Source organism: Montanilutibacter psychrotolerans, from assembly GCF_003719825.1.
GTDB lineage: Bacteria > Pseudomonadota > Gammaproteobacteria > Xanthomonadales > Xanthomonadaceae > Montanilutibacter > Montanilutibacter psychrotolerans.
This window is the reverse complement of record NZ_RIBS01000001.1, coordinates 86,808-107,220: the sequence shown is the minus strand read 5'-3', so window position 1 is coordinate 107,220 and position 20,413 is coordinate 86,808. Positions and strand designations below refer to the sequence as shown.

General features: G+C 68.0%; 15 protein-coding genes and 1 riboswitch. Of the genes, 4 read left to right on the top strand and 11 right to left on the bottom strand.

Going from position 1 to position 20,413, the window contains the following annotated elements; genetic code table 11:
• Positions 1-11 precede the first annotated feature (11 nt).
• On the bottom strand, positions 12-1,103 hold the full coding sequence (locus EER27_RS00405; protein ID WP_123086063.1) for an efflux RND transporter periplasmic adaptor subunit: 1,092 nt from the start codon (positions 1,101-1,103) through the stop codon (positions 12-14).
• 344 nt (positions 1,104-1,447) lie between these two features.
• Here EER27_RS00405 and cysK point away from each other — a divergent pair, with 344 nt between their 5' ends.
• Positions 1,448-2,404, top strand: coding sequence for a cysteine synthase A (gene cysK, locus EER27_RS00400; RefSeq protein WP_123086062.1), 957 nt, complete (start codon positions 1,448-1,450; stop codon positions 2,402-2,404).
• Positions 2,405-2,643: 239 nt separating this feature from the next.
• On the opposite strand, the gene EER27_RS00395 is transcribed toward cysK, so the two are convergent.
• Together EER27_RS00395 and pyk are read right to left on the bottom strand one after the other, a co-directional pair.
• A complete protein-coding gene (locus tag EER27_RS00395; protein WP_123086061.1) occupies positions 2,644-3,654 on the bottom strand; it encodes a class I fructose-bisphosphate aldolase in 1,011 nt (336 codons plus the stop codon).
• A 199-nt stretch (positions 3,655-3,853) separates the two neighbouring features.
• Positions 3,854-5,320: a pyruvate kinase gene (pyk, locus tag EER27_RS00390; protein ID WP_123086060.1), complete on the bottom strand. Its 1,467-nt coding sequence runs from the start codon at positions 5,318-5,320 to the stop codon at positions 3,854-3,856.
• Positions 5,321-5,382: 62 nt separating this feature from the next.
• Between pyk and EER27_RS00385 the strand changes: the two genes are divergently transcribed.
• On the top strand, positions 5,383-5,961 hold the full coding sequence (locus tag EER27_RS00385) for a GNAT family N-acetyltransferase (RefSeq protein WP_123086059.1): 579 nt from the start codon (positions 5,383-5,385) through the stop codon (positions 5,959-5,961).
• Positions 5,962-6,218: 257 nt separating this feature from the next.
• On the opposite strand, the gene EER27_RS00380 is transcribed toward EER27_RS00385, so the two are convergent.
• The 5 genes from EER27_RS00380 to EER27_RS00360 all read right to left on the bottom strand — a co-directional run bounded on the left by EER27_RS00380 (position 6,219) and on the right by EER27_RS00360 (position 13,145).
• On the bottom strand, positions 6,219-6,440 hold the full coding sequence (locus tag EER27_RS00380) for a DUF6289 family protein (protein WP_148040879.1): 222 nt from the start codon (positions 6,438-6,440) through the stop codon (positions 6,219-6,221).
• Positions 6,441-6,551: 111 nt separating this feature from the next.
• Positions 6,552-7,190 carry an HAD hydrolase-like protein gene (locus tag EER27_RS00375; protein WP_123086057.1) on the bottom strand — a complete coding sequence of 213 codons (639 nt, stop codon included), beginning with the start codon at positions 7,188-7,190 and terminating at the stop codon, positions 6,552-6,554.
• Positions 7,191-7,196: 6 nt separating this feature from the next.
• Positions 7,197-8,384, bottom strand: coding sequence for a phosphoglycerate kinase (locus EER27_RS00370; RefSeq protein ID WP_123086056.1), 1,188 nt, complete (start codon positions 8,382-8,384; stop codon positions 7,197-7,199).
• Between the two features lie 502 nt (positions 8,385-8,886).
• Positions 8,887-10,299, bottom strand: a complete 1,413-nt coding sequence (locus EER27_RS00365) for a DUF3999 family protein (protein ID WP_123086055.1) — start codon at positions 10,297-10,299, stop codon at positions 8,887-8,889.
• Complete coding sequence (locus tag EER27_RS00360) at positions 10,296-13,145, bottom strand: DUF2339 domain-containing protein (protein WP_123086054.1); 2,850 nt, start codon at positions 13,143-13,145, stop codon at positions 10,296-10,298. Before EER27_RS00360 ends, EER27_RS00365 begins: the two co-directional genes overlap by 4 nt.
• A gap of 148 nt (positions 13,146-13,293) precedes the next feature.
• A riboswitch (cobalamin riboswitch) is annotated at positions 13,294-13,591 on the top strand.
• A 377-nt stretch (positions 13,592-13,968) separates the two neighbouring features.
• Between EER27_RS00360 and EER27_RS00355 the strand changes: the two genes are divergently transcribed.
• The gene (locus tag EER27_RS00355; RefSeq protein WP_123086628.1) at positions 13,969-16,332 is read left to right on the top strand and encodes a ribonucleoside-diphosphate reductase subunit alpha; all 2,364 of its coding nucleotides are present in this window, start codon (positions 13,969-13,971) and stop codon (positions 16,330-16,332) included.
• A gap of 235 nt (positions 16,333-16,567) precedes the next feature.
• Entirely contained in the window at positions 16,568-17,584 is a 1,017-nt protein-coding gene (locus EER27_RS00350) for a ribonucleotide-diphosphate reductase subunit beta (protein WP_123086053.1), read from the top strand.
• 366 nt (positions 17,585-17,950) lie between these two features.
• On the opposite strand, the gene EER27_RS16785 is transcribed toward EER27_RS00350, so the two are convergent.
• The 3 genes from EER27_RS16785 to EER27_RS00340 form a co-directional block, all read right to left on the bottom strand.
• Entirely contained in the window at positions 17,951-18,295 is a 345-nt protein-coding gene (locus tag EER27_RS16785) for a hypothetical protein (protein WP_148040878.1), read from the bottom strand.
• Between the two features lie 256 nt (positions 18,296-18,551).
• On the bottom strand, positions 18,552-18,821 hold the full coding sequence (locus EER27_RS17525; protein ID WP_123086052.1) for a DUF3027 domain-containing protein: 270 nt from the start codon (positions 18,819-18,821) through the stop codon (positions 18,552-18,554).
• Entirely contained in the window at positions 18,818-20,200 is a 1,383-nt protein-coding gene (locus EER27_RS00340) for an RHS repeat-associated core domain-containing protein (protein ID WP_223807098.1), read from the bottom strand. Before EER27_RS00340 ends, EER27_RS17525 begins: the two co-directional genes overlap by 4 nt.
• Positions 20,201-20,413: the final 213 nt, after the last annotated feature.

Sequence of the window (20,413 nt, the reverse complement as noted above, 5' to 3'; positions counted from 1 at the left end):
CGCGGCAACGGTCACTTGCGTGGCCCTGCGGCCGGCGCAGCGGCGCGCGCGGTGTCGGCGGCCTTTTCCTCGACCTTCGCACCCGGGCGCAACTTGCCGGTGCCGTCGACGACGATGCGATCGCCGGCCTTCACGCCATCCACCACCTCGGCCAGGCCATCGCGCCGCGTGCCGACGCGCACGTCGACGCGCTCGACGCTGCTCCCGTCGGGCTTGACCCGGAACACGTACGCGTCGTTGCCGACCTGCACGATCGCGATCTCCGGCAACAGCAGCGCCGGGCGCTCGGGGCGACTGAGGGTCACCTGCAGCAGCATGCCCGGGCGCAGTGCGCGGTCGGCGTTGGCGAAGTCGCCGCGCACGGTCAGCGCGCGCGTGGCTTCGTCCAGGCGTGCGTCGATCACGCTCACCGTGCCTTCGAAGCGGCGGCCCGGAAACGCGGTGCTGGTGGCCGCCAGCGACTGCCCGGGCGCCACGTGGGCGAGCATCGCCTCGGGCACCGGGAAATCGGCGAACACGCGCGCGATGTCGTCGAGGGTGGCGATCGGCGTGCCGGGGGTGACCAGCGAACCGGGGCTGACCTGGCGCAAGCCCAGCACGCCGGCGAACGGCGCACGGATCACGCGGTCGCCGAGGCTGGCGCGGATCTGCGCGACCTTGGCGTTGGTGGCGTCGCGCGCAGCGCGCTGCGTGTCCAGCGCCGAGCGCGCGATGAGCTGCTGCGCTGCCAGTTCACTCTGGCGAGCGTAGAGGCGATCGGCTTCGTTGGCGGCCGCCTGGGCAGCCTGCAATTCGGCCTGCTGTGCCTGGCCGCTGAGCGTCAGCAACGGTGCGCCGGCGGCCACCACGTCGCCGCTTTCGAAATGCACGCGCTGCACGATCTCGCTGACCTTGGCGGTGACGGTGACCGCTTCGCGGGCGCGCACGGTGCCCAGCGCCTGAACGGTGTCGCTCCACGGCCGGGGCTGCAGCACGGTGGTGGTCACGGCGGTCGGACGATCGGCGCCACCGGCGGACTTGGGCGTCGCATCGCCGCCGCAGGCGGACAGCAGCACGGACAGCAACAGGGAACACGCCACAGCAGGTAAGGGATTGATACGCATGCCTCTCTCGGCCGGGGGAACCACTGACCGGCCATGGTAGCCGCGCCTGATTAACGCCTGCGTGGGCCATTGGTTGACCGGATCGTCTGCGGACAGATTGCGAAAAGTCGTGCGACGAGCCCGTGTCGGAGAGGGCGAGGCGGTCGCCGGCCGTGGCAGCGCCCCCCGAGGCGCGTGCGCCTGCCTGACAGTGCCCCGCCTATCCGGGGCATGGCGGACGCCCGGCCCCGGTGGCACCCTGTGCCGGCACCGCCGTCCGTCCATCCCCCAGCTACCGCGCCCCGGGTCGCGCCCATCGTCAGGTCCCGCGACCACTCGCCAGGGCGCACGCCCAGGAGTCCGCCATGATCCATGACAGCATCCTCGACACCATCGGCCGCACCCCGGTCGTGCGCCTGCACCGCGTCGCACCGGCGAACGTGGCCATGTACGCCAAGATCGAGTCGTTCAATCCGGGCGGCTCGGTCAAGGACCGGCTGGCGCTGGCGATCATCCTGGACGCCGAACAACGCGGACAGTTGAAGCCGGGCGATACGGTGATCGAGGCGACTTCGGGCAACACCGGTGTCGCGCTGGCGATGGTGTGCGCCGCGCGCGGCTACAACTTCGTAGCGACGATGAGCGAGACGTTCTCGATCGAACGCCGCAAGCTCATGCGCGCGTACGGCGCGAAGGTGATCCTGACGCCCGCCGCCGAGCGCGGCAGTGGCATGGTGCGACGCGCGGCCGAGCTGGCCGAGAAGCACGGCTGGTTCCTCGCGCGTCAGTTCACCAACCCGGCCAACCCGGGCTACCACCGCAACACCACGGCAGCGGAGATCCTGCAGGACTTCGCCGGTCGCCGGCTCGATCACTTCGTCACCGGCTGGGGCACGGGCGGCACGCTGACCGGCGTCGGGCAGATGCTGAAGCTCGCGCGTCCGGAGGTCCGCGTGACCACGTGCGAGCCGGCCGGCGCGGCGCTGCTGTCGGGCGCGGAGTGGAAGCCGCACAAGATCCAGGGCTGGACGCCGGACTTCGTGCCCGAGGTGCTGGACCGCTCGGTCGCCGACGCCATCCTCCCGATCGACGACGTGCTGGCGCGCGACACCGCACGCCGGCTGGCCAACGAGGAAGGCATCTTCGTCGGCGTGTCGGCCGGCGCGACGCTCGCCGCAGCGCTGCAGGTGGCCAGCGAGGCGCGCGAGGGCGACGTGATCCTGGCGATGCTGCCCGACACCGGCGAACGCTACCTGTCGACGTTCCTGTTCGAGGACGTGAACGAAGGCTCCGACGACGACTGGCTTGCGGCGCAGGGTTGACCCTCGGCGAATAGCGGCCGGGATGCGGCTCCCGGGATGTCTCACTCGGGTTCACACGATCGGCCCGCCGAGGCGACAGCGGGCATCGAGCGCGGCGAACCGCTGAAGGACGGACGGCGACGCGCGAAAGCCGCACACGTCCAGGCTTGCCACGCTTCCCGCTGGCGCTCCGCGAAAACAGAAACGCCGGCGCGAGGCCGGCGTTTCCGATGCTGCGATGGCGTTTTCCGCCGGGGCGATTACGCCGCCGACTGCCACTGGCCGAGCGCGGCCAGGCCGTTGTCGCGAGCGCGCGCGAACACGGTCTGCTGGGCCTTGGCGACGTTGTTGACGATGTCCTGCGACCACAGCTTGAGCGCGGCGGACTGCATCGCGCGGCCGTAGCTGAAGCTCAGCGGCCACGGGTTCGGACCCATCTGGTTCATCATGTTGAGGTGCGCGGTGGCGGCCTCGTCGGACTGGCCGCCCGACAGGAACACGATGCCCGGCAGGGTGGCCGGAACGGTGGACTTCAGCACCTGCAGGGTGGCGGCGGCGACTTCATCGACCGAGGCCTGTTCGGCGCAGGTCGTGCCCGGCAGCACCATCGAGGCCTTCAGGATGGTGCCTTCGAGCATCACGCTGTTCTCGTACAGCGAGCCGAACAGCGAACGCAGCACCACTTCGGTGACCTCGAAGCAGGTTTCGATGTCGTGGTTGCCGTCCATGATCACTTCCGGCTCGACCATCGGCACCAGACCCTGTTCCTGGCACAGCGCGGCGTAGCGCGCCAGCGCGTGGCTGTTGGCCTCGATGCAGGTGCCCGACGGGATGTCGTCGCCGATGTTGATGACCGCGCGCCACTTGGCGAAGCGGGCACCGAGCTTGTAGTACTCCTCAAGGCGCGCGCGCAGGCCGTCGAGGCCTTCGGTCACCACCTCGCCCGGGAAGCCGGCCAGGGCCTGCGGGCCCTTGTCCACCTTGATGCCCGGGATCATGCCGTTGTCGGCCATCAGCTTGGCGAACGGCACGCCGTCCTTGGTGGACTGGCGCAGGGTCTCGTCGAACAGGATCGCACCGGAGATGTACTGGTTCAGGTTCGGCGTGCCCAGCAGCAGTTCGCGGTAGGCGCGGCGGTTCTCTTCGGTGTTCTCGATGCCCACGCCGGCGAATCGCTTGGCGATGGTGGCGGTCGACTCGTCGATCGCGATGATGCCCTTGCCCGCGGCGACCATGGCCTGGGCGGTTTCGGCAAGCTGTTCGATGCTCATGATGTCCTGAGGAAGGGGCTGGGAAAGGGGCGGGATTATAGCCCGCCCCGCCCGTCCTTGCCCGCACCGGCGACCAGCGCAATCAGGGACTTGGACCCGCACGGCACGCCCGGCGATCGGTTGCGGGGAGTCGGTGCGACGCGTCCGGACGCATGGGTCCGACTTGTCCTGGCCCGCCGGGAACGACGGGCCGCTTCGTTCACAGCTCGCCCAGACCCTCGGCGCGTCCGTCGCTGCCGACCTCCAGCAACCGCAACGTGTTGGTCGCGCCGTGCTGCTCCATGGTGTCGCCGCTGGTGAACACCACGCGGTCGCCAACGCTGAGCAGCGTGTCGTCGAACAACCGCTTCACCGCACCGCGCGCGGCGTCGCGCGAAGCCAGGCCGCGGCTGTCGAACGTGATCGGCACCACGTCGCGCATCAGGGTCATCCGCCGGCGCGCGCCGTCGTGGCGCGACAGGGCGAACACGGGCGCGGGTGCACGAAAGCGCGACAGGAACCGCGCGGTGCCGCCGGACTCGGTCAACGCGACGATCGCGCGCACGCCGATGTGTTCGGCCAGGAACATCGCCGCCATCGCGATGGCCTGGTCGGCGCGCTCGAGGTTGCGCGGCGCGGCTTCGAAGTCGGTGTCGTGGTTGAACTGGCGCTCGGCGCCGAGGCAGATGCGCACCAGTGCCTCGACCGAGCGAACCGGGTAATTGCCCGCGGCCGATTCGGCCGAGAGCATCACCGCGTCGGTGCCGTCGATGACCGCATTGGCCACGTCCAGGACCTCCGCGCGCGTCGGGATCGGACTCTCGACCATCGACTGCAGCATCTGCGTGGCCGTGATCACCACGCGATTGCGGGCCAGCGATTCGCGGATGATCTTCTTCTGCAGGCCGGGCAGCTCGGCGTCGCCGATCTCGACGCCAAGGTCGCCGCGCGCCACCATCACCACGTCGCTGGCCTCGACGATCTCGCCCAGGTTTTCGATCGCCTCGGCACGCTCGATCTTCGACACCATGCCGGCATCGCAACCGGCGGCGCGGGCGATGGCACGCGCGTCGTGCATGTCCTGCGCAGTGCGACAGAACGACACGGCGATGAAATCGGCACCCAGTTCAGCCGCGACCAGGATCAGCTCCTTGTCGCGCTCGGTCAGCGCGCCCAGCGACAGGCCACCGCCCTGCTTGTTGAGGCCCTTGCGGTCCGACAGCGCGCCGTCGTTGAGCACGGAGTTGACGATGCGCTCGCCTTCGACCGATTCGACGCGCAACTGCAGCATGCCGTCGTCGAGCAGCAGCACGTCGCCCGGCGCCACGTCACCGGGCAGGCCGAGGTAGCTGACGCCGACCTCGCGCTCGGTGCCGGGGGGCGCGTCGGCGCGCGCGACCAGGTCAAAGCGGTCGCCGGCCTTGAGCATCACCTTGCCGGCGGCGAAGCGCTCGATGCGGATCTTCGGGCCGGGCAGGTCGGCCAGGATGCCGACTTCGCGCCCGAGACGGGCCGCGGCCTCGCGCACGGCGGCGGCGCGCGCGATCTGGCCGGCCGGGTCGCCGTGCGAGAAATTGAGGCGGACGCAGTCGACACCGGCGGCGAGGATCGCATCCAGCACGCCCGGCGCGTCGGTGGCCGGGCCGAGGGTGGCAAGAATCTTGGTACGTCGAAGTGTGGGATGCATGGCAGGTTCCGTGAATGCGGGTCAAGCTAGCACAGCCCCCAAGACCTCTGGATTGCACGCGCATGCCGGCCATCGATCGCCCCCGGACAACGACCGACGTCCTGTCACCGCAGGAGGGCGCGACCGTTCGACTGCGCGCGCATCGCCAGGCCGACCTCGACGATTTCTTCGCGTTGTATTCCGACCCCGAAGTGATGCGCTACTGGAGTTTCCCGGCCTGGACGCACATCGAGCAGGCACGGGACCGGTTCGCCAGCACACTGGCCTGCGACCCGCAACGTCTGGTGTGCTGGGCCATCGCCGAGCGCGACAGCGACCGGCTGGTCGGCGGCGTCACGCTGCATTCGATCGACGCCGCGCAGGGACGCGCGGAGATCGGCTACGCGCTGCGTCGCCCGTACTGGGGCCGGGGCATGGCCGGCGAGGCGATGCGGCTGGCCATCGCGCACGCCTTCGACGTGCTTGAGCTGCGTCGCATCGAGGCCGACATCGACCCGCGCAATGGCCCCTCCTGCCGGCTGATCGAGCGGCTCGGGTTCCATCGCGAAGGGCTGTTGCGCGAACGCTGGCAGGTGGCGGGCGACCTGCAGGATTCGGCGATCTACGGCTTGCTGGCACACGAATGGGGCCGCGACGCGTAGACCGGTCCCGGCGCTGGTTGCGGTGGGAGCCGCTTTGGCGACGAAGCTGCCAGCGGCTTACTTCGCGCTCGGGCCTTCGGCCAAGCCGGTCCCGGGGAGTCAGGTGCTCGCGAACGATCTCGGCGGTGCTTGCGCACGAGGGCGTTGGCCCGTCAGCTGGACATGATGGCCGTGTCTGGAGCTGATACAGCAGACGGCAAACCGATGGTGCCGCACGCGGCGGCACCACCGATCGAATACCGGAAAACGCAGCCGACTCAGAACTCGGCGGCGCCGCAGCCCTGCACGAAGTGACGGTTGGTGGTGCGGACACCCCAGCTGCCATCGGCGTCGCCGCAACCGGCGGTCCAGCCACCGACGAGCGCGCCCTCTTCGTTGTAGTAGTGCCAGGTTCCCTGCCAGTTCGCAGCGGCACTGAACGACATCGCCATCACGGCACCCACTGCCAACGCGACGGCGAACTTCTTCATACGACGCATCATCTCGCTCCTTGAGTTACGGCCAACACGGCCGCCCGCCAACCCTAGAAGCCGCGCGAGCGGCGGACTTTGACCTCGGTCACAATCCGCCGTCGCGCCCGTACGCGGCGTTCAGGCGGCCAGCAACGACGGCAGTTCGTGCGGGTGCACCGCCATGCGATGAGCACCGGCCTGGCGCAGTTCCTGCTCGCCGCCAAACCCCCACAGCACGCCGACATTGCGCATGCCGTGGTGGCGCGCGCCGTCCACGTCCATGTGCCGGTCGCCGATCATCCAGCACTCGTCGGGCGCTACCGCAAGCCGTTGCAACGCCACCGCGATCAGGTCGCGCTTGTCGCTGAGGCTGCCGTCGGCACTGGCGCCCACCACGGCCTCGAACCGCTGCCCGAACGGCAGGTGGTCGATGATGCGGCGCGCGTGCGGCTCGTTCTTGGCCGTCACCACCGCCAGGCGGTGACCGGTTGCGTGCAGGGCATCGATCGTGTCGGCGATGCCGGGGTACACCTCGTGTTCGGTCCAGCCGTGGCTGTCGAAGCGCGCGCGGTAGTGCTCGACCGCCTGTTCCACGCGGACAGGATCCTGGAGCAGCGGTGTGAAGCTGGTGCGCAACGAAGGCCCGATCCAGCGCAGCAGTTCGGACTGCGCGGGCACCGGGTGCGACATCTGCTGCAGCGCGTGCGCGACGCAGCGGGTGATGCCGACGGCGGAATCGATCAGGGTGCCGTCGAGGTCGAAGAACAGCATCGCCATGGCCGATCAGCCTCGCTGCTTCAGCGCTGCCACGGCCGGCAGCTCCTTGCCCTCGAGGAACTCGAGGAAGGCGCCGCCACCGGTCGAGATGTAGCTGACCTGGGCCTCGATGCCGTACTTGTCCACCGCAGCCAGCGTGTCGCCGCCGCCGGCGATCGAGAACGCCTGGCTGTCGGCGATGGCCAGCGCCAACGCCTGCGTGCCCTTGCCGAACGCGTCGAACTCGAACACGCCCACCGGGCCGTTCCACACCACCGTACCGGCGTCGCGGATCATCTGCGCGTAGCGCGCGGCGGTGTCGGGGCCGATGTCGAGGATCAGGTCGTCGGCGGCGACCGCGTCGACGGCCTTCACCGTCGCCGGCGCGTCGGCGGCGAACGCCTGCGCCACCACCACGTCGCTGGGCACCGGAATGTCGGCGCCGCGTGCCGTGGCGTCGGCCATGATCTGGCGGGCGGTGTCGACCAGGTCCATCTCGACCAGCGACTTGCCCACGCCGTGCCCCATCGCGGCGATGAAGGTGTTGGCGATGCCACCGCCGACGATCAGCTGGTCCACCTTGCCGACCAGCGACGACAGCAGCTCGAGCTTGGTGCTGACCTTGGAGCCGGCGACGATGGCCAGCAGCGGACGCGCCGGAGCGTCGAGCGCCTTGGCCAGTGCGTCGAGTTCGGCCATCAGCAGCGGGCCACCGGCGGCGACCTTGGCGAAGCGGATCGCGCCGTGCGTGGACGCCTGGGCGCGGTGGGCGGTGCCGAAGGCATCCATGACGTACACGTCGCACAGTGCTGCGTACTGCTTCGACAGCGCCTCGTCGTCCTTGCCCTCGCCCACGTTCATGCGGCAGTTCTCGAGCAGCACCAGCTGGCCCGGCGCGACGTCGACGCCGTTCACCCAGTCCTTGACCAGCGGCACGTCGATGCCCAGCAGCTCGGACAGGCGCGCGGCCACCGGCGCCAGGGAATCGGCCTCGCTCCACACGCCTTCCTTCGGACGGCCCAGGTGCGAGGTGACCATCACCGCCGCGCCCTTCTCCAGCGCCAGCCGGATGGTCGGCAGGGCCGCGCTGATGCGCTGCTCGGAGGTGATGCGGGCATTGCCGGCCGCGTCGCGCTCGATCGGCACGTTGAGGTCTTCGCGGATCAGCACGCGCTTGCCGGCGAGGTCGAGGTCGGTCATGCGGACGATGGACATGGGGGCTCCTGGGTTGAGGCGGATCGGGGCAATTCGGGAACGGACGGCCAACCGGGCAGCACCCGCGCCGTCGGCCGAAGGCGATCGGCGTCGGGAACGGGGTCGGTGAACGGTTTGGTCAGCAGTCTGGGCAACGGGTCGACGCGCCGGAGGGCGCGGCCGGGCCGGCTATTGTCGCGGCCCGGAGCGGCAAACCCAAATTCCGCGGATGCGGGCGGTTGCCGAGTGGGCAGTGGCCGTGCGTGTGTCGGGACGGGGGCGATCCGATTCAGCGACGTAGGATGGGTGGAGCGCAGCGATACCCATCAACCTGAGCCAGCCGGGAGCGAAGGCTGCAACTCCTGGCGAATGCCGAAGCGGTTCAGTCGATCCGCCCCGCCCTCGGGATCGCAGTTGGCGTATTGGCCGCAAGGGCGTGCGATGGGTATGGCTGCGCTCAATCCATCCTACGGGGACTGATTCAGGGACTACGAAACTCCGCGGCCGCCCCGGGTTCCCACACCTAGCGCTTGCGTCCGTCCGTCGGCGTCCGCACCAGGCTCAGGGCGAATCCGCCAACCACCACCGCGCCCAGCACCAGCACCGCCCACAGCGACCACGTGGTCCAGTCGCGCTTGGGCGGCAAGGGCACGAGCGCGGCATCGCCGGCCAGCGGTTGCCGCTCGCCCAACGTTGCCGGCGATGGCCGCCAAGTCGCGCCATGGCGCTCACGCATGGCGTCGATCAGCCGCGGCATCGGGGAGTCGGCGCGGCGCGCGCGTGCACTGCCGGCCACCAGGGCATATGGCGGTTTGCCTTGCGCGAGGAACGTGGCAGCCTCCGGTGCGTAGCCCAGGCGCAGTGTCGGATCACCGGGCACTGCGGCGCGTGTGGACAGGCGCCAATGGCGATCGCGGCTCAGGCCACCCAGCACCTGCGGCGCGGAGGCGGCCCCGGCGCCCGCTTGCCGGTCGCGGAAGGTCATCCAGTGCGCGAACCGCATCCGCCACGGCGCGGTCGGCGTGGCGCGGCTTTCCAGCGTCCACTCGATGGCGTACGTGTCGGGCAGCTCGACATCGGCCACAGTGAGCGGGAACGGTCCGCCGCTGTCGTACTCCAGGCGCGTCCAGCCGGCATCGCTGCCACGCGTGCCGCGCAGGGCCAGCCACTGCAACGGCGCGTCGGCGGTGGTGGCGCCGTGCACGGCAAGCACCGCGCTGACCGCCAGCGTGGCATCGTTGCGCTCCGGAATCAGGCGCAGGTAGCGACTGCGCAGTCCGTCCTCATCGATCGACAGGCGGTTGTTGCGCAGCGCGCGCCCGCCCTGCTTCAAGTCGACCAGCCGGCCGTGCATGGCGACCTGGCGCCAGTGGTCCAGATCGTCGCTGGCATCGAGGCGATAGCCGAGGTTGACCTCGCCCCCGGCTGGCCACTGCAGCTCCAGGGCCGTCACCGGCGCCTTGAGCTGGCTGGCGTCGAGCACCAGCACGTTGCGCGGCAACGACACCGACTGCGGACCCGAGACGCGCGCTTCAACGCTGCGCAGGCGGCCATCGGCATCGGCGCGGCTGACCAGCTCCCAGCCCTGCATGGGCGCAGTGGCGGTGGCCGCTGGCAGCGCGAACAACGGCAGCGCGACGCGAAGCTCGCTCCCGGTCTGCGCGGGCGCGGCGAACAGCGCCGCCGGTACCGGGCGACCGTCGCGGTCGATCACGTCGAAATCGCGCAGCAGTGGATCGCGCAGTTGCCGGTACACCTCGACGTCGAGCGGCAATCGGTAGGCGCTGCCCTCGCCGTCCTGCAACTGGATCGGCCATTGCCAGGCGTAGTCCTCGCGTGCGCCGGCCAACGCGACCAGCGGCAGCGCCGCGGCGACCAGGCAGATCGACAGGCGGGTCAACGCGTCGGCAAACCGGAAGTGTCTCTGTCGCTTCATGTCTCGGCCTCGGCAACACGATGGACGCGCGGCGGCGCGGGGGCGAAATAACCCACGGCGGTGCACAGCAGGCCGTAGGCCAGGAACGACAGGATGCCGAACAGGTTGCCCAGGTGGCTGCGGTCGATCAGCACCAGCTTGGCCAGCACCACCGCCATCAGCACCGCGCCGGCCAGCCACAGCCCGCGGTGACCGCGACGCGAGCCCAGCACCCAGCCCAGCACGCCCAGCACGCTCCAGACCACGGTCAGGCTGGTCTGCACCAGGCTGGTGGACAGCATCGAGTTGTCCCAGGCGATGCCGCCCCAATGGTGGGTCGCGCGCAGGGTGGTCGTGGTCAGCAGCACGAAGCCGGCAGCGGCCAGCAACGGCGTGCGCAGCGCACGCAGATCGGCGGGCGCCGTGTGCGCCAGCCACTGCGCGGCAATGACGATCGCGCCCAGCTGAAGCAGCTCGAGCGGATTGAGCAGCGGCAGCCAAGGCAGCGGCGCGCTGCCACCGGGCATCAGCAGGGCGGCCCCGGCGAACCCGACGATCGCCACCACGAACAGCGCCTGCGCCGGCACGCGCCATTGCGCGTAGCGCTCGCGCAGGGGCCAGGCCAGCCAGTCTTCGCGCCAGAGCAGCAACGTGGCGGTGACCAGCCACGGCAGGCCCGTGGCGGCCGCACGCCAGCCATCGGCCAGGCCGCTTCGCCCGCTCGACTGGTCATGCAACAGCAGCGACAACGCCAACGTCCAGGCCAACAACCAGCCAACGTGCGCGAAGGCCGGCGCGCCGTCGTCCGTGTCGCGCAGGCACGCCAGGCTGCGCACACCGAGCACGCCGTACACCGCCCACGCCGCCAGCGCCCAGCCCACAAACGGCTGGCCGTGCGCCTGGTCGATCCACCATGCCAGCGGCACTGCCGCGCACAGGGCCAACGCGCCGGTCCAGGCCAGCGCGGACCCGGCGAGGCGCCGGTGCAGTTCGGCGGCCAGCCAGCCGGTCACCGCGGCGAAGCCGAGCACCGCGGCCAGCTGCTGCGGGTCGGCGACGAAGCGGTTGATCTCGTTGATGCCGTTGCCCAGCCACCAGGCCAGTCCCCACAGGTAGTACCACAGCGCCAGGCCGGTGCCATGGCTGACGCCGTCCATGCCATCGGCGTCATCGGCTTCGTCCCGGCCATGACGGTAGTAGCTCCACGCGCTGGCCAGGCCGGCCAGTGCGATCAGCAGCGCGCCCATGAACGTGGCGTTGAACACCGCCGGCACGCTCACCCCTGGCATCCGATGCAGGTTGCCCAGACCGATCAGGAAGCTGCCCGCTGCGAGCAGTTGCAACGCCGCGCCCGAGAGTTGCGGCGGCACGCGCCCCTGTCGCAGCCCCAGCCACACCATCGCCGCGCCTTCGAGCGCGAACACGCAGGCGGTCGCCTGCGCCGACAGCGCCAACGGCACCGACAGCGTGGCAAAACCAATCGCCAACAGGGCGTACGGCGTCGCCAGCGCGGCGAAGTGCTCGCGCCGACGCAGCCACCAGGCCAATGCGGCATAGATCGCGGCCAGGCCCAGCGCGCAGAACGCCAGCGACAGCCGCTCGCCTCGGAGCAGGCCCGCCTGCAACGCAAACGCCACCAGCGGCGTGCCGAACACGAGGCAGCCGTCGACAAGATCGCGGCGGCCCGCGGCACGGCGGCGCGCGTAGAAGATCGGGATCAGCAGGTAGAACGCGAAGAACAGCAGCAGGAACGGTTCGGTGGTGGCGAACTGGTCGCTGCGGTACTTGAGCACGCCCCACAACGTGCCGATCGCGAAGGTGAACGCAAAGCCGAGCAGGTTCAGTGCACGCCACGGGCGGAACCAGGCGATCGCGAAGATGCCGGCGTTGAGCACTGCGTAATACCCGAACAGCGCCACGTGGTTGCCGCTGCCGGTCGACAACCAGATCGGCGCCAGGAAACCGGCAAGGATGCCCAGCACGGCCAGCGCCAGCGAGTGCTGGCGCACCGCCAGCACACTGCACCCGGCCACCAGCGCGATGCTCAATGCGAACGCCGCTCCGGCAGGCAGCAACGGCGGGTCGAGCATCTTGAACGACGCAAACACCACCATCAGCAGCACACCGATGGCGCCACCCTGCAGGCTCAGGCCGAACAGGCGCCGGCGATCGCGCTGCACCCAGCCGAACACCAGGCCGACCAGCGCGACCAGTGCGATCGAGGCCATCTTCAACTCGACCGGGAAATGCACCCAGCCCTGGTCGGTGGCGTACTTGAGCAGCGCCGCCACGCCGGCAAACAGCACCAGGACGCCGACCTTGACCGGCACGTTGCCCTCGGTGAACCAGCGGCGCATCGCGCGGAACGCTAGCGTCAGCGGATCCGGCGGCGGCGGTTCGCGCGGCGGTTGCGGCGGACGCGGGGGTTGTGGCGGAGACGGCGGACCGGCCGATGGCAGCGGCGGCGGGCCGAACGGATCGGCCCAGTTGGTCTGCGCGGCGGCGGGCCGGGGAGTTGGGGTCGATGCTGGCGGCGCGGCGGCGGGCGGCTCGGCGTCTGCCGGCGTCACAGCCGCGGCGGCAGGCGTCGTGTCGGGCCCAACGCGCGTCGCGGTCGCCGCCGTCATCGGCGTCGGCCGTGCGGTCTCGGGGGTGTGGCGCTGCCCGCGGACCAGTTCCTCGAGCGTCGGACCCGTCGCGGCCTGGCGCTCGTCGGCGTCAAACGCACCACGTGCCTGCCACTGCGCCAGTTGGTCTTCCAGCCGCGTCACCCTGGCCTTCAGTCCGGAGATCATGACCAGCGCCGCGATCAACAGCAGCGGAACGGCCAGCACCACCAAGACCACCAGCACAATCAGTCCTTCCATCGACGCCCCCTGTCCCTCGTGCCGGTCACGTTACACCACGGCAAGGCCGCTTCCGACCGCAATTCACGTATCCCCCGCCGGGCTTGGCGCGCAGCCGCTGTCAACCCCGAAACGCACCATATATAGCGTTGACGGAACACGACACCCCCATTATGTTGTGCCTGTCGGTGCCGCCCTGTTGGCGGCTTAAAAGGGAAGACCGGTGCGGAACCTGCAAGGTTCCAATGCCGGCGCTGCCCCGCAGCGGTAGTGGAAACGAACGTCGTCACCTGCACTGGGACCGGGTCCTGGGAAGCGACGACCAGTAGGTGGAACCGGATTGTGTAGGAGCGGCTTGAGCCGCGATCGGATGCCAGCGATGCCATCGGCATCGCGGCTGAAGCCGCTCCTACGGTTGCCGGTTCCGTGTCCAGAGCCCGAAGACCTGCCGACAGCCGCGCGATGCACACCGCGCGGCCACCGGCCAGCGAGTCTTCGGGGGAAGACGGTCGGTGTCGCAACGGGCAGCGGCCAATGCCGCGCCCGGGCAGTCCCGTCTCGGGCTGCGCGACACCTGCGCTTCATCCTCCTGACTCAACGCCCGCGGGGGCGTGGCCGTACCGCCGACCGCTGTCGGTGGTGCGTCCCTGTTTCCGCGCAACCGCCCCGCAGGGAGGGGCGGCCACCGTGCGCCCAGCAGCAAGGAGCCATCATGAATACCGTCGAATCCGCCATCGCGCCCCCGCAAACCAGCCGCCAGGACGGCAGCGCGCCCGTCACGCAAGCACCAGCGGCGCAGGATGCGCCCGGCTTTGCACTGACCCCGCCGGCGGCCAACCTCACGATGAGCGTGACCAAGCGCAACGGTCGCCACGAGCCCGTCGACCTCAACAAGATCGTGCGCGCGGTGATGCGCAGTTGCGAAGGCCTGTACTCGGTGGATCCGATGCGCGTGGCCACCCGGACCATCTCCGGCCTGTACGACGGCGCGACCACACGCGAGCTCGACGAACTGTCGATCCGCACCGCCGCCCTGCTGACCGCCGAAGAGCCCGAGTACGGGCGTCTGGCGGCGCGCCTGCTGGGCAACGTCATCGAAAAGGAAGTTGCCGGCATCGAGATCCATGCGTTCTCGCAATCGATCGTACGCGGCTTCGAGCTGGGCCTGATCAACGAGCGCCTGGTCGGTTTCGTGCAGGCCAACGCACGCAAGCTCAACGACGCGATCGACAACTCGCTCAACAACCGTTTCGATTACTTCGGCCTGCGCACGCTGTACGACCGCTACCTGCTGCGCCACCCCACCGCGCGCACCGTCATCGAGACCCCGCAGCAGTTCTTCCTGCGCATCGCCTGCGCACTGAGCGAGGATGTGTCCGATGCGCTGGCGCTGTACCGGCGCATGGCGATGCTCGACTACATCCCCAGCTCGCCCACCCTGTTCAACTCGGGCACCACGCACGAACAGCTGTCGAGCTGCTTCCTGCTGGACTCGCCGGAAGACTCGCTGGAAAGCATCTACAAGCGCTACATGGACGTGGCCAAGCTCAGCAAGTTCAGCGGCGGCATCGGCCTGAGCTACACGCGCATCCGTTCGCGCGGCTCGCTGATCCGTTCGACCAACGGCCTGAGCAACGGCATCGTGCCGTGGCTGAAGACGCTCGATGCCTCGGTCGCCGCGGTCAACCAGGGCGGCAAGCGCAAGGGCGCTGCCTGCGTCTACCTGGAGCCGTGGCACGCCGACATCGAGGAGTTCCTCGAGCTGCGCGACAACACCGGTGACGAGGCGCGCCGCACGCACAACCTCAACCTGGCCAACTGGATCCCCGACGAGTTCATGCGTCGCGTCGAGGCCGATGCGCAGTGGTCGCTGTTCGACCCGTACAAGGTGCCGCAGCTGACCGACCTGTTCGGTGACGCGTTCGACAGCGCCTACCTCGCCGCCGAGGCCGCCGGCCTGGCCGCTCGACAGGTCAAGGCTCGCGAGCTGTACGCGCGGATGATGCGCAGCCTGGCGCAGACCGGCAACGGCTGGATGAACTTCAAGGACAAGTCCAACCGGGCCTGCAACCAGACCCTGCGCGCGGGCAACGTCGTGCATCTGTCCAACCTGTGCACCGAGATCCTCGAGGTCACCTCGCAGGAAGAAACCGCGGTGTGCAACCTCGGCTCGATCAACCTCTCGCACCATGTCGAGCTGTTTGCCGAAGGCCCGGTGCACGGCGAGGCCGGCCGCTTCGATTTCGAGAAGCTCGCCGAGACCGTGCGCCTGGCCGTACGCCAGCTCGACCGCGTGATCGACCTGAACTTCTACCCGATCGAGACCGCGCGCCGCGCCAACCTCAAGTGGCGCCCGGTGGGCCTGGGAGCGATGGGCCTGCAGGACGTGTTCTTCAAACTGCGCCTGCCGTTCGATTCCGAACCCGCGCGCAAGCTGTCGCGCGACATCGCCGAGGCGATCTACTTCCATGCGCTGGTCGCCTCCAACGAACTGGCCATCGAGCAGGGCCGCCATCCGGCGTTCGAGGACACGCGTGCCTCGCAGGGCGAACTGCAGTTCGAGGCCTGGGATGTCGCGCCGTCGGCACGCTGGGGTTGGGACGACCTGCGCGAGCGCATCAAGGCGCACGGCCTGCGCAACTCGCTGCTGATCGCGATCGCGCCGACGGCCACCATCGCCTCGATCGCCGGCTGCTACGAGTGCATCGAGCCGCAGGTGTCCAACCTGTTCAAGCGCGAGACCCTGTCGGGCGACTTCCTGGTGGTGAACCGCTACCTCGCCGAAGAGCTGAAGACGCTCGGCCTGTGGACGCCCGAACTGCGCGACCGCATCAAGCTCGCCGAAGGCTCGATCCAGGCGATCGCCGAGATCCCCGAGTCGCTGCGCGCCGTGTACCGCACCGCGTGGGAACTTCCGATGCGCTCGCTGATCGACATGGCCGCCGACCGCGGTGCCTTCATCGACCAGAGCCAGTCGCTGAACCTGTTCATCGAGAGCCCGAACATCGGCCAGCTGTCGTCGATGTACATGTACGCGTGGAAGCAGGGCCTGAAGACCACCTACTACTTGCGCTCGCGTCCGGCGACCAAGATCGCCAAGGCCACGGTGTCCGCGCCGCTGGTCGCCGAACCCAAGCCCGAGTACAGCCCCACCGACGCGGTGGCGTGTTCGCTGGAAAACCCGGAGAGCTGCGAGGCCTGCCAGTAACCAGCGCACGCAGCGCAACAGCAGGCCACGTGCCGCTCGCCCTCTCCCCGCACGGGAAGGGGCGAGCGGCCGAACAAGCATTGGCGCATCGCAGGGACGCGATCACCCCACCCTCTCCTGCCAACCGGCATGGTAGGGAACCAACGTACCGCGACACCGCAGTTCCCCTTCCCGCCAACGCAGGGAGGCCGGAGGAGGTAGCGCGGCAACCGACGACATTTCGGAAGCCGAATCCATGAACACCCCGACCTCGCACCTGCTCGACCCCGGTTTCGATCTCACCCTGCGGCCGATGCGTTATCCGCAGTTCTACGAGATGTACCGCGATGCGATCCGCAACACGTGGACGGTCGAGGAAGTCGACTTCTCGCTCGACGTCAACGACCTCAAGCACAAGCTCGGCCCGGCCGAGCGGCACCTGATCGAGCGCCTGGTCGCGTTCTTCGCCACCGGCGACAGCATCGTGTCCAACAACCTGGTGCTGAACCTCTACCAGCACATCAACGCGCCCGAGGCGCGCATGTACCTGTCGCGGCAGCTGTACGAGGAAGCACTGCACGTGCAGTTCTACCTCACCCTGCTCGACACCTACCTGCCCGACCAGAACGCGCGCGCGAAGGCCTTCGACGCGATCGAAAACATTCCCTCGATCCGCGCCAAGGCCGCGTTCTGCTTCAAGTGGATCGATTCGCTGCAGGGCCTCAAGCGCATCGAGACGCGCGAGCAGCGCCGTCAGTTCCTGCTCAACCTGATCTGCTTCGCTGCGTGCATTGAAGGCTTGTTCTTCTTCGCCGCGTTCGCCTACGTCTACTACCTGCGTTCGCGCGGACTGCTGCACGGACTGGCTGCGGGCACCAACTGGGTATTCCGCGACGAAAGCTGCCACATGGCGTTCGCGTTCGAGGTCATCTCCACCGCACGCAAGGAAGAACCCGAACTGTTCGACGAAGAGCTCGGCCGAGAGGTCGTGCGCATGCTCGAGGAAGCGGTCGAATGCGAAATGCAGTTCGCCGACGACGTGCTGTCCGGCGGCGTCGCCGGACTGTCGACGCGCGACATGCGCCAGTACCTGCAGTACTGCGCCGACCAGCGCCTGGCGCAGCTGGGCATGCCGCGCCATTTCGGCTCGACCAACCCGTTCGGCTTCATGGACCTGCAGGACGTGCAGGAAGTGACCAACTTCTTCGAGCGCCGGGTGTCGGCCTACCAGGTCGGTGTACAGGGCGAAGTCGCGTTCGACGCGGCGTTCTGAGGCCGCGCGTCCCGTCCGCGGGATCGCGACCTCCGGCAACACGACGGCAGGGAAGCCGTCGCCCCGGCGACCGGAGCGTCGCCGCGTGCGGTGACAGGAACGTCACCGGCGGACAGCACACGGAAGCGAAACGCAACGGCGGGACGCCGCCGTAGAAGGCGAGAGGACCATCGCCGCGCACGGCACAGGAGGTCGCCGGCGGATAGCGCAGGACGCGCACCGGGACGGCGAGGAAGCCATCGACAAAGGCGACAGGGATGTCGCCGACTGGCCGGTTGCGCGCTGCAGCTCGTGCCGTATCAGCACGGCGGCTGACAGCGTCACTGCACTAAACAACAAGTCCGCTTATCGGAGGGCTCGTTTTCCTCAGCGTCCAGGCCACTCCGGCATTACCTGTCGAGTGTCAGCCTTCTGTCGCATCTGATTCAAACAGCTCAGGTCAACCTCATTGGTTGCGGCGGCAATGCGAGCATCAATGGCCCTGACGCCGCTTGGGCTGCCGAGCCTCCGCGAGGCTTTTACCCTTTCAGATTGAAACCAGAGCCATGCTTCGCCCTCTGCTTTGCCCGCATCCGGCCCGAGAAACTCTTTGCATAAGTGCAAGGCATGATCGATTTGGCGGTCGTGGTTCCTGGCCGACGCACAAGACGCCGCGAACGACATCACACCAACCAAAGCCATACGACGGAAAAGCCGGAGTGAGTTGTTCATGGCCCGCCTTCCAGATTCTTGCTCGGATCAAGCCGCAGCCAGCACGGCGCACCATACCCACAACGAACAAGCCCGCCAAATGGCGGGCTTTTCGCATGCGCCCGATATCCGCTATGCGTGCCGATCGAGAAACCAAGGTGCCACTCCACACCGTAGTAGTCGTACGCCGTGATCTTTGGCGCAATGAGATCAGTCTGGACTGCCTGCCTGAACTACCAGCTTCAGTGGTGCTGACCGCTTCGTTCGTCGCGACAGATTACTCGGAATCAGTGGCCTTTTCCTCAAACTTGTCACAACCGTCGTGAGCAAAACGAAGAACCCCATCGAATGCCGACTCTCTATTCGAACACCCCCCCCAGTCGGTACGAAATTTTCCTGTGAGGGGGATCCAATATCGACAGCTCTCACACTGATTCCACACCCACTCATCGGGCGGATCCTCTACCGATTTGTCACGATTAACTCGGCCAATCCAACGATCATGACAGGCATACAAATGCTCTAAAGACTCGCTAAGTTCATTCATTTTGCACCCTCTCGAAGAACCCGACCAACCTGCTCCGGCGAACGAACACGATAATCAACAATGATCGCACGTTCATGAAAGCCACCATCCAGCTGCCTACCAACATCACGGGTCAGAACTCGAGCATCTATCCTTCGAGCAAGCTCAAGAATCCTGGGGTCCAGAACATTGCCTCGACCGAATATCTCTTGAACACTGCGCAGATTGAAACCCTGACTACGCAGCGCTTCGGCCATACCGCGCGCGGCTAGATTCTCATCAAGAATAACGGCTTGCCCATCACCAAACCCGGCCTTCTGACGGATCACTTGATCCAGTGCACGAACCAAGTCTATCGCCCCATCTCTCCCTGCTCCGCCACCACGCATCCCTATAGCACTGGCCGTGCCGGCCCTGCCCGCCATTGCCCCCTCTCCGCCGCCCACCACACCGACGAAGGCGATAGTCGCCTCCATAGAGGCGGCACCTCCTAGTTCGTCATTTGCAATGGAAAACCTTGGCGTCGGACCACCCAGCAGCCTAAAAGCTTGCGGAGTGAGGGCTGTCATCTCGAGATTGGCAAACTCCTTCAGCGCGCCAATCGAGTTACTGACTGTCGTCCCTTGCTCTCCGCGCTCCGCCAACTCCACCGCGGTCGGGAAGAGTGTGTTCCGCAGCGCCTCTACACCAGAGGCAAAAAGCGCGCTCCCCTTTTGACCTGCTGGAGCAGCCTGTTCTCGTCTACTCCCCGAACCAGTCGCGCCATTTCCGCCACTTGATTTTTTCGCGGCACGTCCCGAACGACTATTCCCCGACTCGTATTCAATGCAATCGTTGGCGTTCTCCGTGTTGCCAACATCGCAGATGCTGCCCCTGCTCTGGTACCCCGTCGGGTCCGTGCCGCTCAGCGGGTTGTTGAGGATGTAGCTGTACGGATTCAGGCTTTGCGAGTTCAGTGGGAACTGGATCACCGGGTCCACGCCGGTGAAGCGGCCCAGGTTGTAGTCGTACACCCGGCCGTTCATGTGGATCAGGGACAGGCTGTTGAGGTGCTCGTGGCCGGTGAAGCCGTGGCGGGAGTTGCCGGTGCTGGCCAGCTTGGTAGCGTCGGCCCAGGTGCCCGAACGCGGTTTGCCGAAGGCATCGAAGCCGCGGGTTTCGAGCATGGCACCGCTGCTGTCGGCCAGCGCGTCCACGCTGCCCAGGCGATCGGTGAGCAGGTAGTCCACGCGACGCGTCGAGCCGGCCTGGGTGACCACCACGCTGCTGCCGACGTAGGTCTTGTCCTGCATCGTCGGGGCGTACTGGCGTTCGACCGTACCGAAGTACATCAGTTCGCCGTCGGTGCCCCACTGGCGGATGCGTGAGCCGTCCGGACCGTAGTCGAAGTTCTGGATCACCGCGCCACGCGCGAAATGCCAGCTTTGAGCTGGCGCTCTGGCGGAGCGGAAGTGTTTTGGCGTTGCTGCTACGGCACAGCCAGGAACTCGCATCCAAGCCGGAACCGCCCCCACACCTAGAATGACTATGGAACGTCTTCCTCGTCAGGGGGCTGGTAGCTGTCAACAAACGTACATCTTTGATTCGGGGCGTTCCATTCCTCAGAGCAGTAC

Excerpts from the sequence above, each read along its gene's own strand:
- EER27_RS17525 (WP_123086052.1), bottom strand. The coding sequence starts at position 18,821 with ATGAATGAACTTAGCGAGTCTTTAGAGCATTTGTATGCCTGTCATGAT.
- EER27_RS00405 (WP_123086063.1), bottom strand. The coding sequence starts at position 1,103 with ATGCGTATCAATCCCTTACCTGCTGTGGCGTGTTCCCTGTTGCTGTCC.
- EER27_RS00385 (WP_123086059.1), top strand. The coding sequence starts at position 5,383 with ATGCCGGCCATCGATCGCCCCCGGACAACGACCGACGTCCTGTCACCG.
- EER27_RS00355 (WP_123086628.1), top strand. The coding sequence starts at position 13,969 with ATGAGCGTGACCAAGCGCAACGGTCGCCACGAGCCCGTCGACCTCAAC.
- EER27_RS00350 (WP_123086053.1), top strand. The coding sequence starts at position 16,568 with ATGAACACCCCGACCTCGCACCTGCTCGACCCCGGTTTCGATCTCACC.
- EER27_RS00360 (WP_123086054.1), bottom strand. The coding sequence starts at position 13,145 with ATGGAAGGACTGATTGTGCTGGTGGTCTTGGTGGTGCTGGCCGTTCCG.
- pyk (WP_123086060.1), bottom strand. The coding sequence starts at position 5,320 with ATGCATCCCACACTTCGACGTACCAAGATTCTTGCCACCCTCGGCCCG.
- cysK (WP_123086062.1), top strand. The coding sequence starts at position 1,448 with ATGATCCATGACAGCATCCTCGACACCATCGGCCGCACCCCGGTCGTG.
- EER27_RS00370 (WP_123086056.1), bottom strand. The coding sequence starts at position 8,384 with ATGTCCATCGTCCGCATGACCGACCTCGACCTCGCCGGCAAGCGCGTG.
- EER27_RS00365 (WP_123086055.1), bottom strand. The coding sequence starts at position 10,299 with ATGAAGCGACAGAGACACTTCCGGTTTGCCGACGCGTTGACCCGCCTG.
- EER27_RS00395 (WP_123086061.1), bottom strand. The coding sequence starts at position 3,654 with ATGAGCATCGAACAGCTTGCCGAAACCGCCCAGGCCATGGTCGCCGCG.
- EER27_RS00375 (WP_123086057.1), bottom strand. The coding sequence starts at position 7,190 with ATGGCGATGCTGTTCTTCGACCTCGACGGCACCCTGATCGATTCCGCC.
- EER27_RS16785 (WP_148040878.1), bottom strand. The coding sequence starts at position 18,295 with ATGAACAACTCACTCCGGCTTTTCCGTCGTATGGCTTTGGTTGGTGTG.
- EER27_RS00380 (WP_148040879.1), bottom strand. The coding sequence starts at position 6,440 with ATGCGTCGTATGAAGAAGTTCGCCGTCGCGTTGGCAGTGGGTGCCGTG.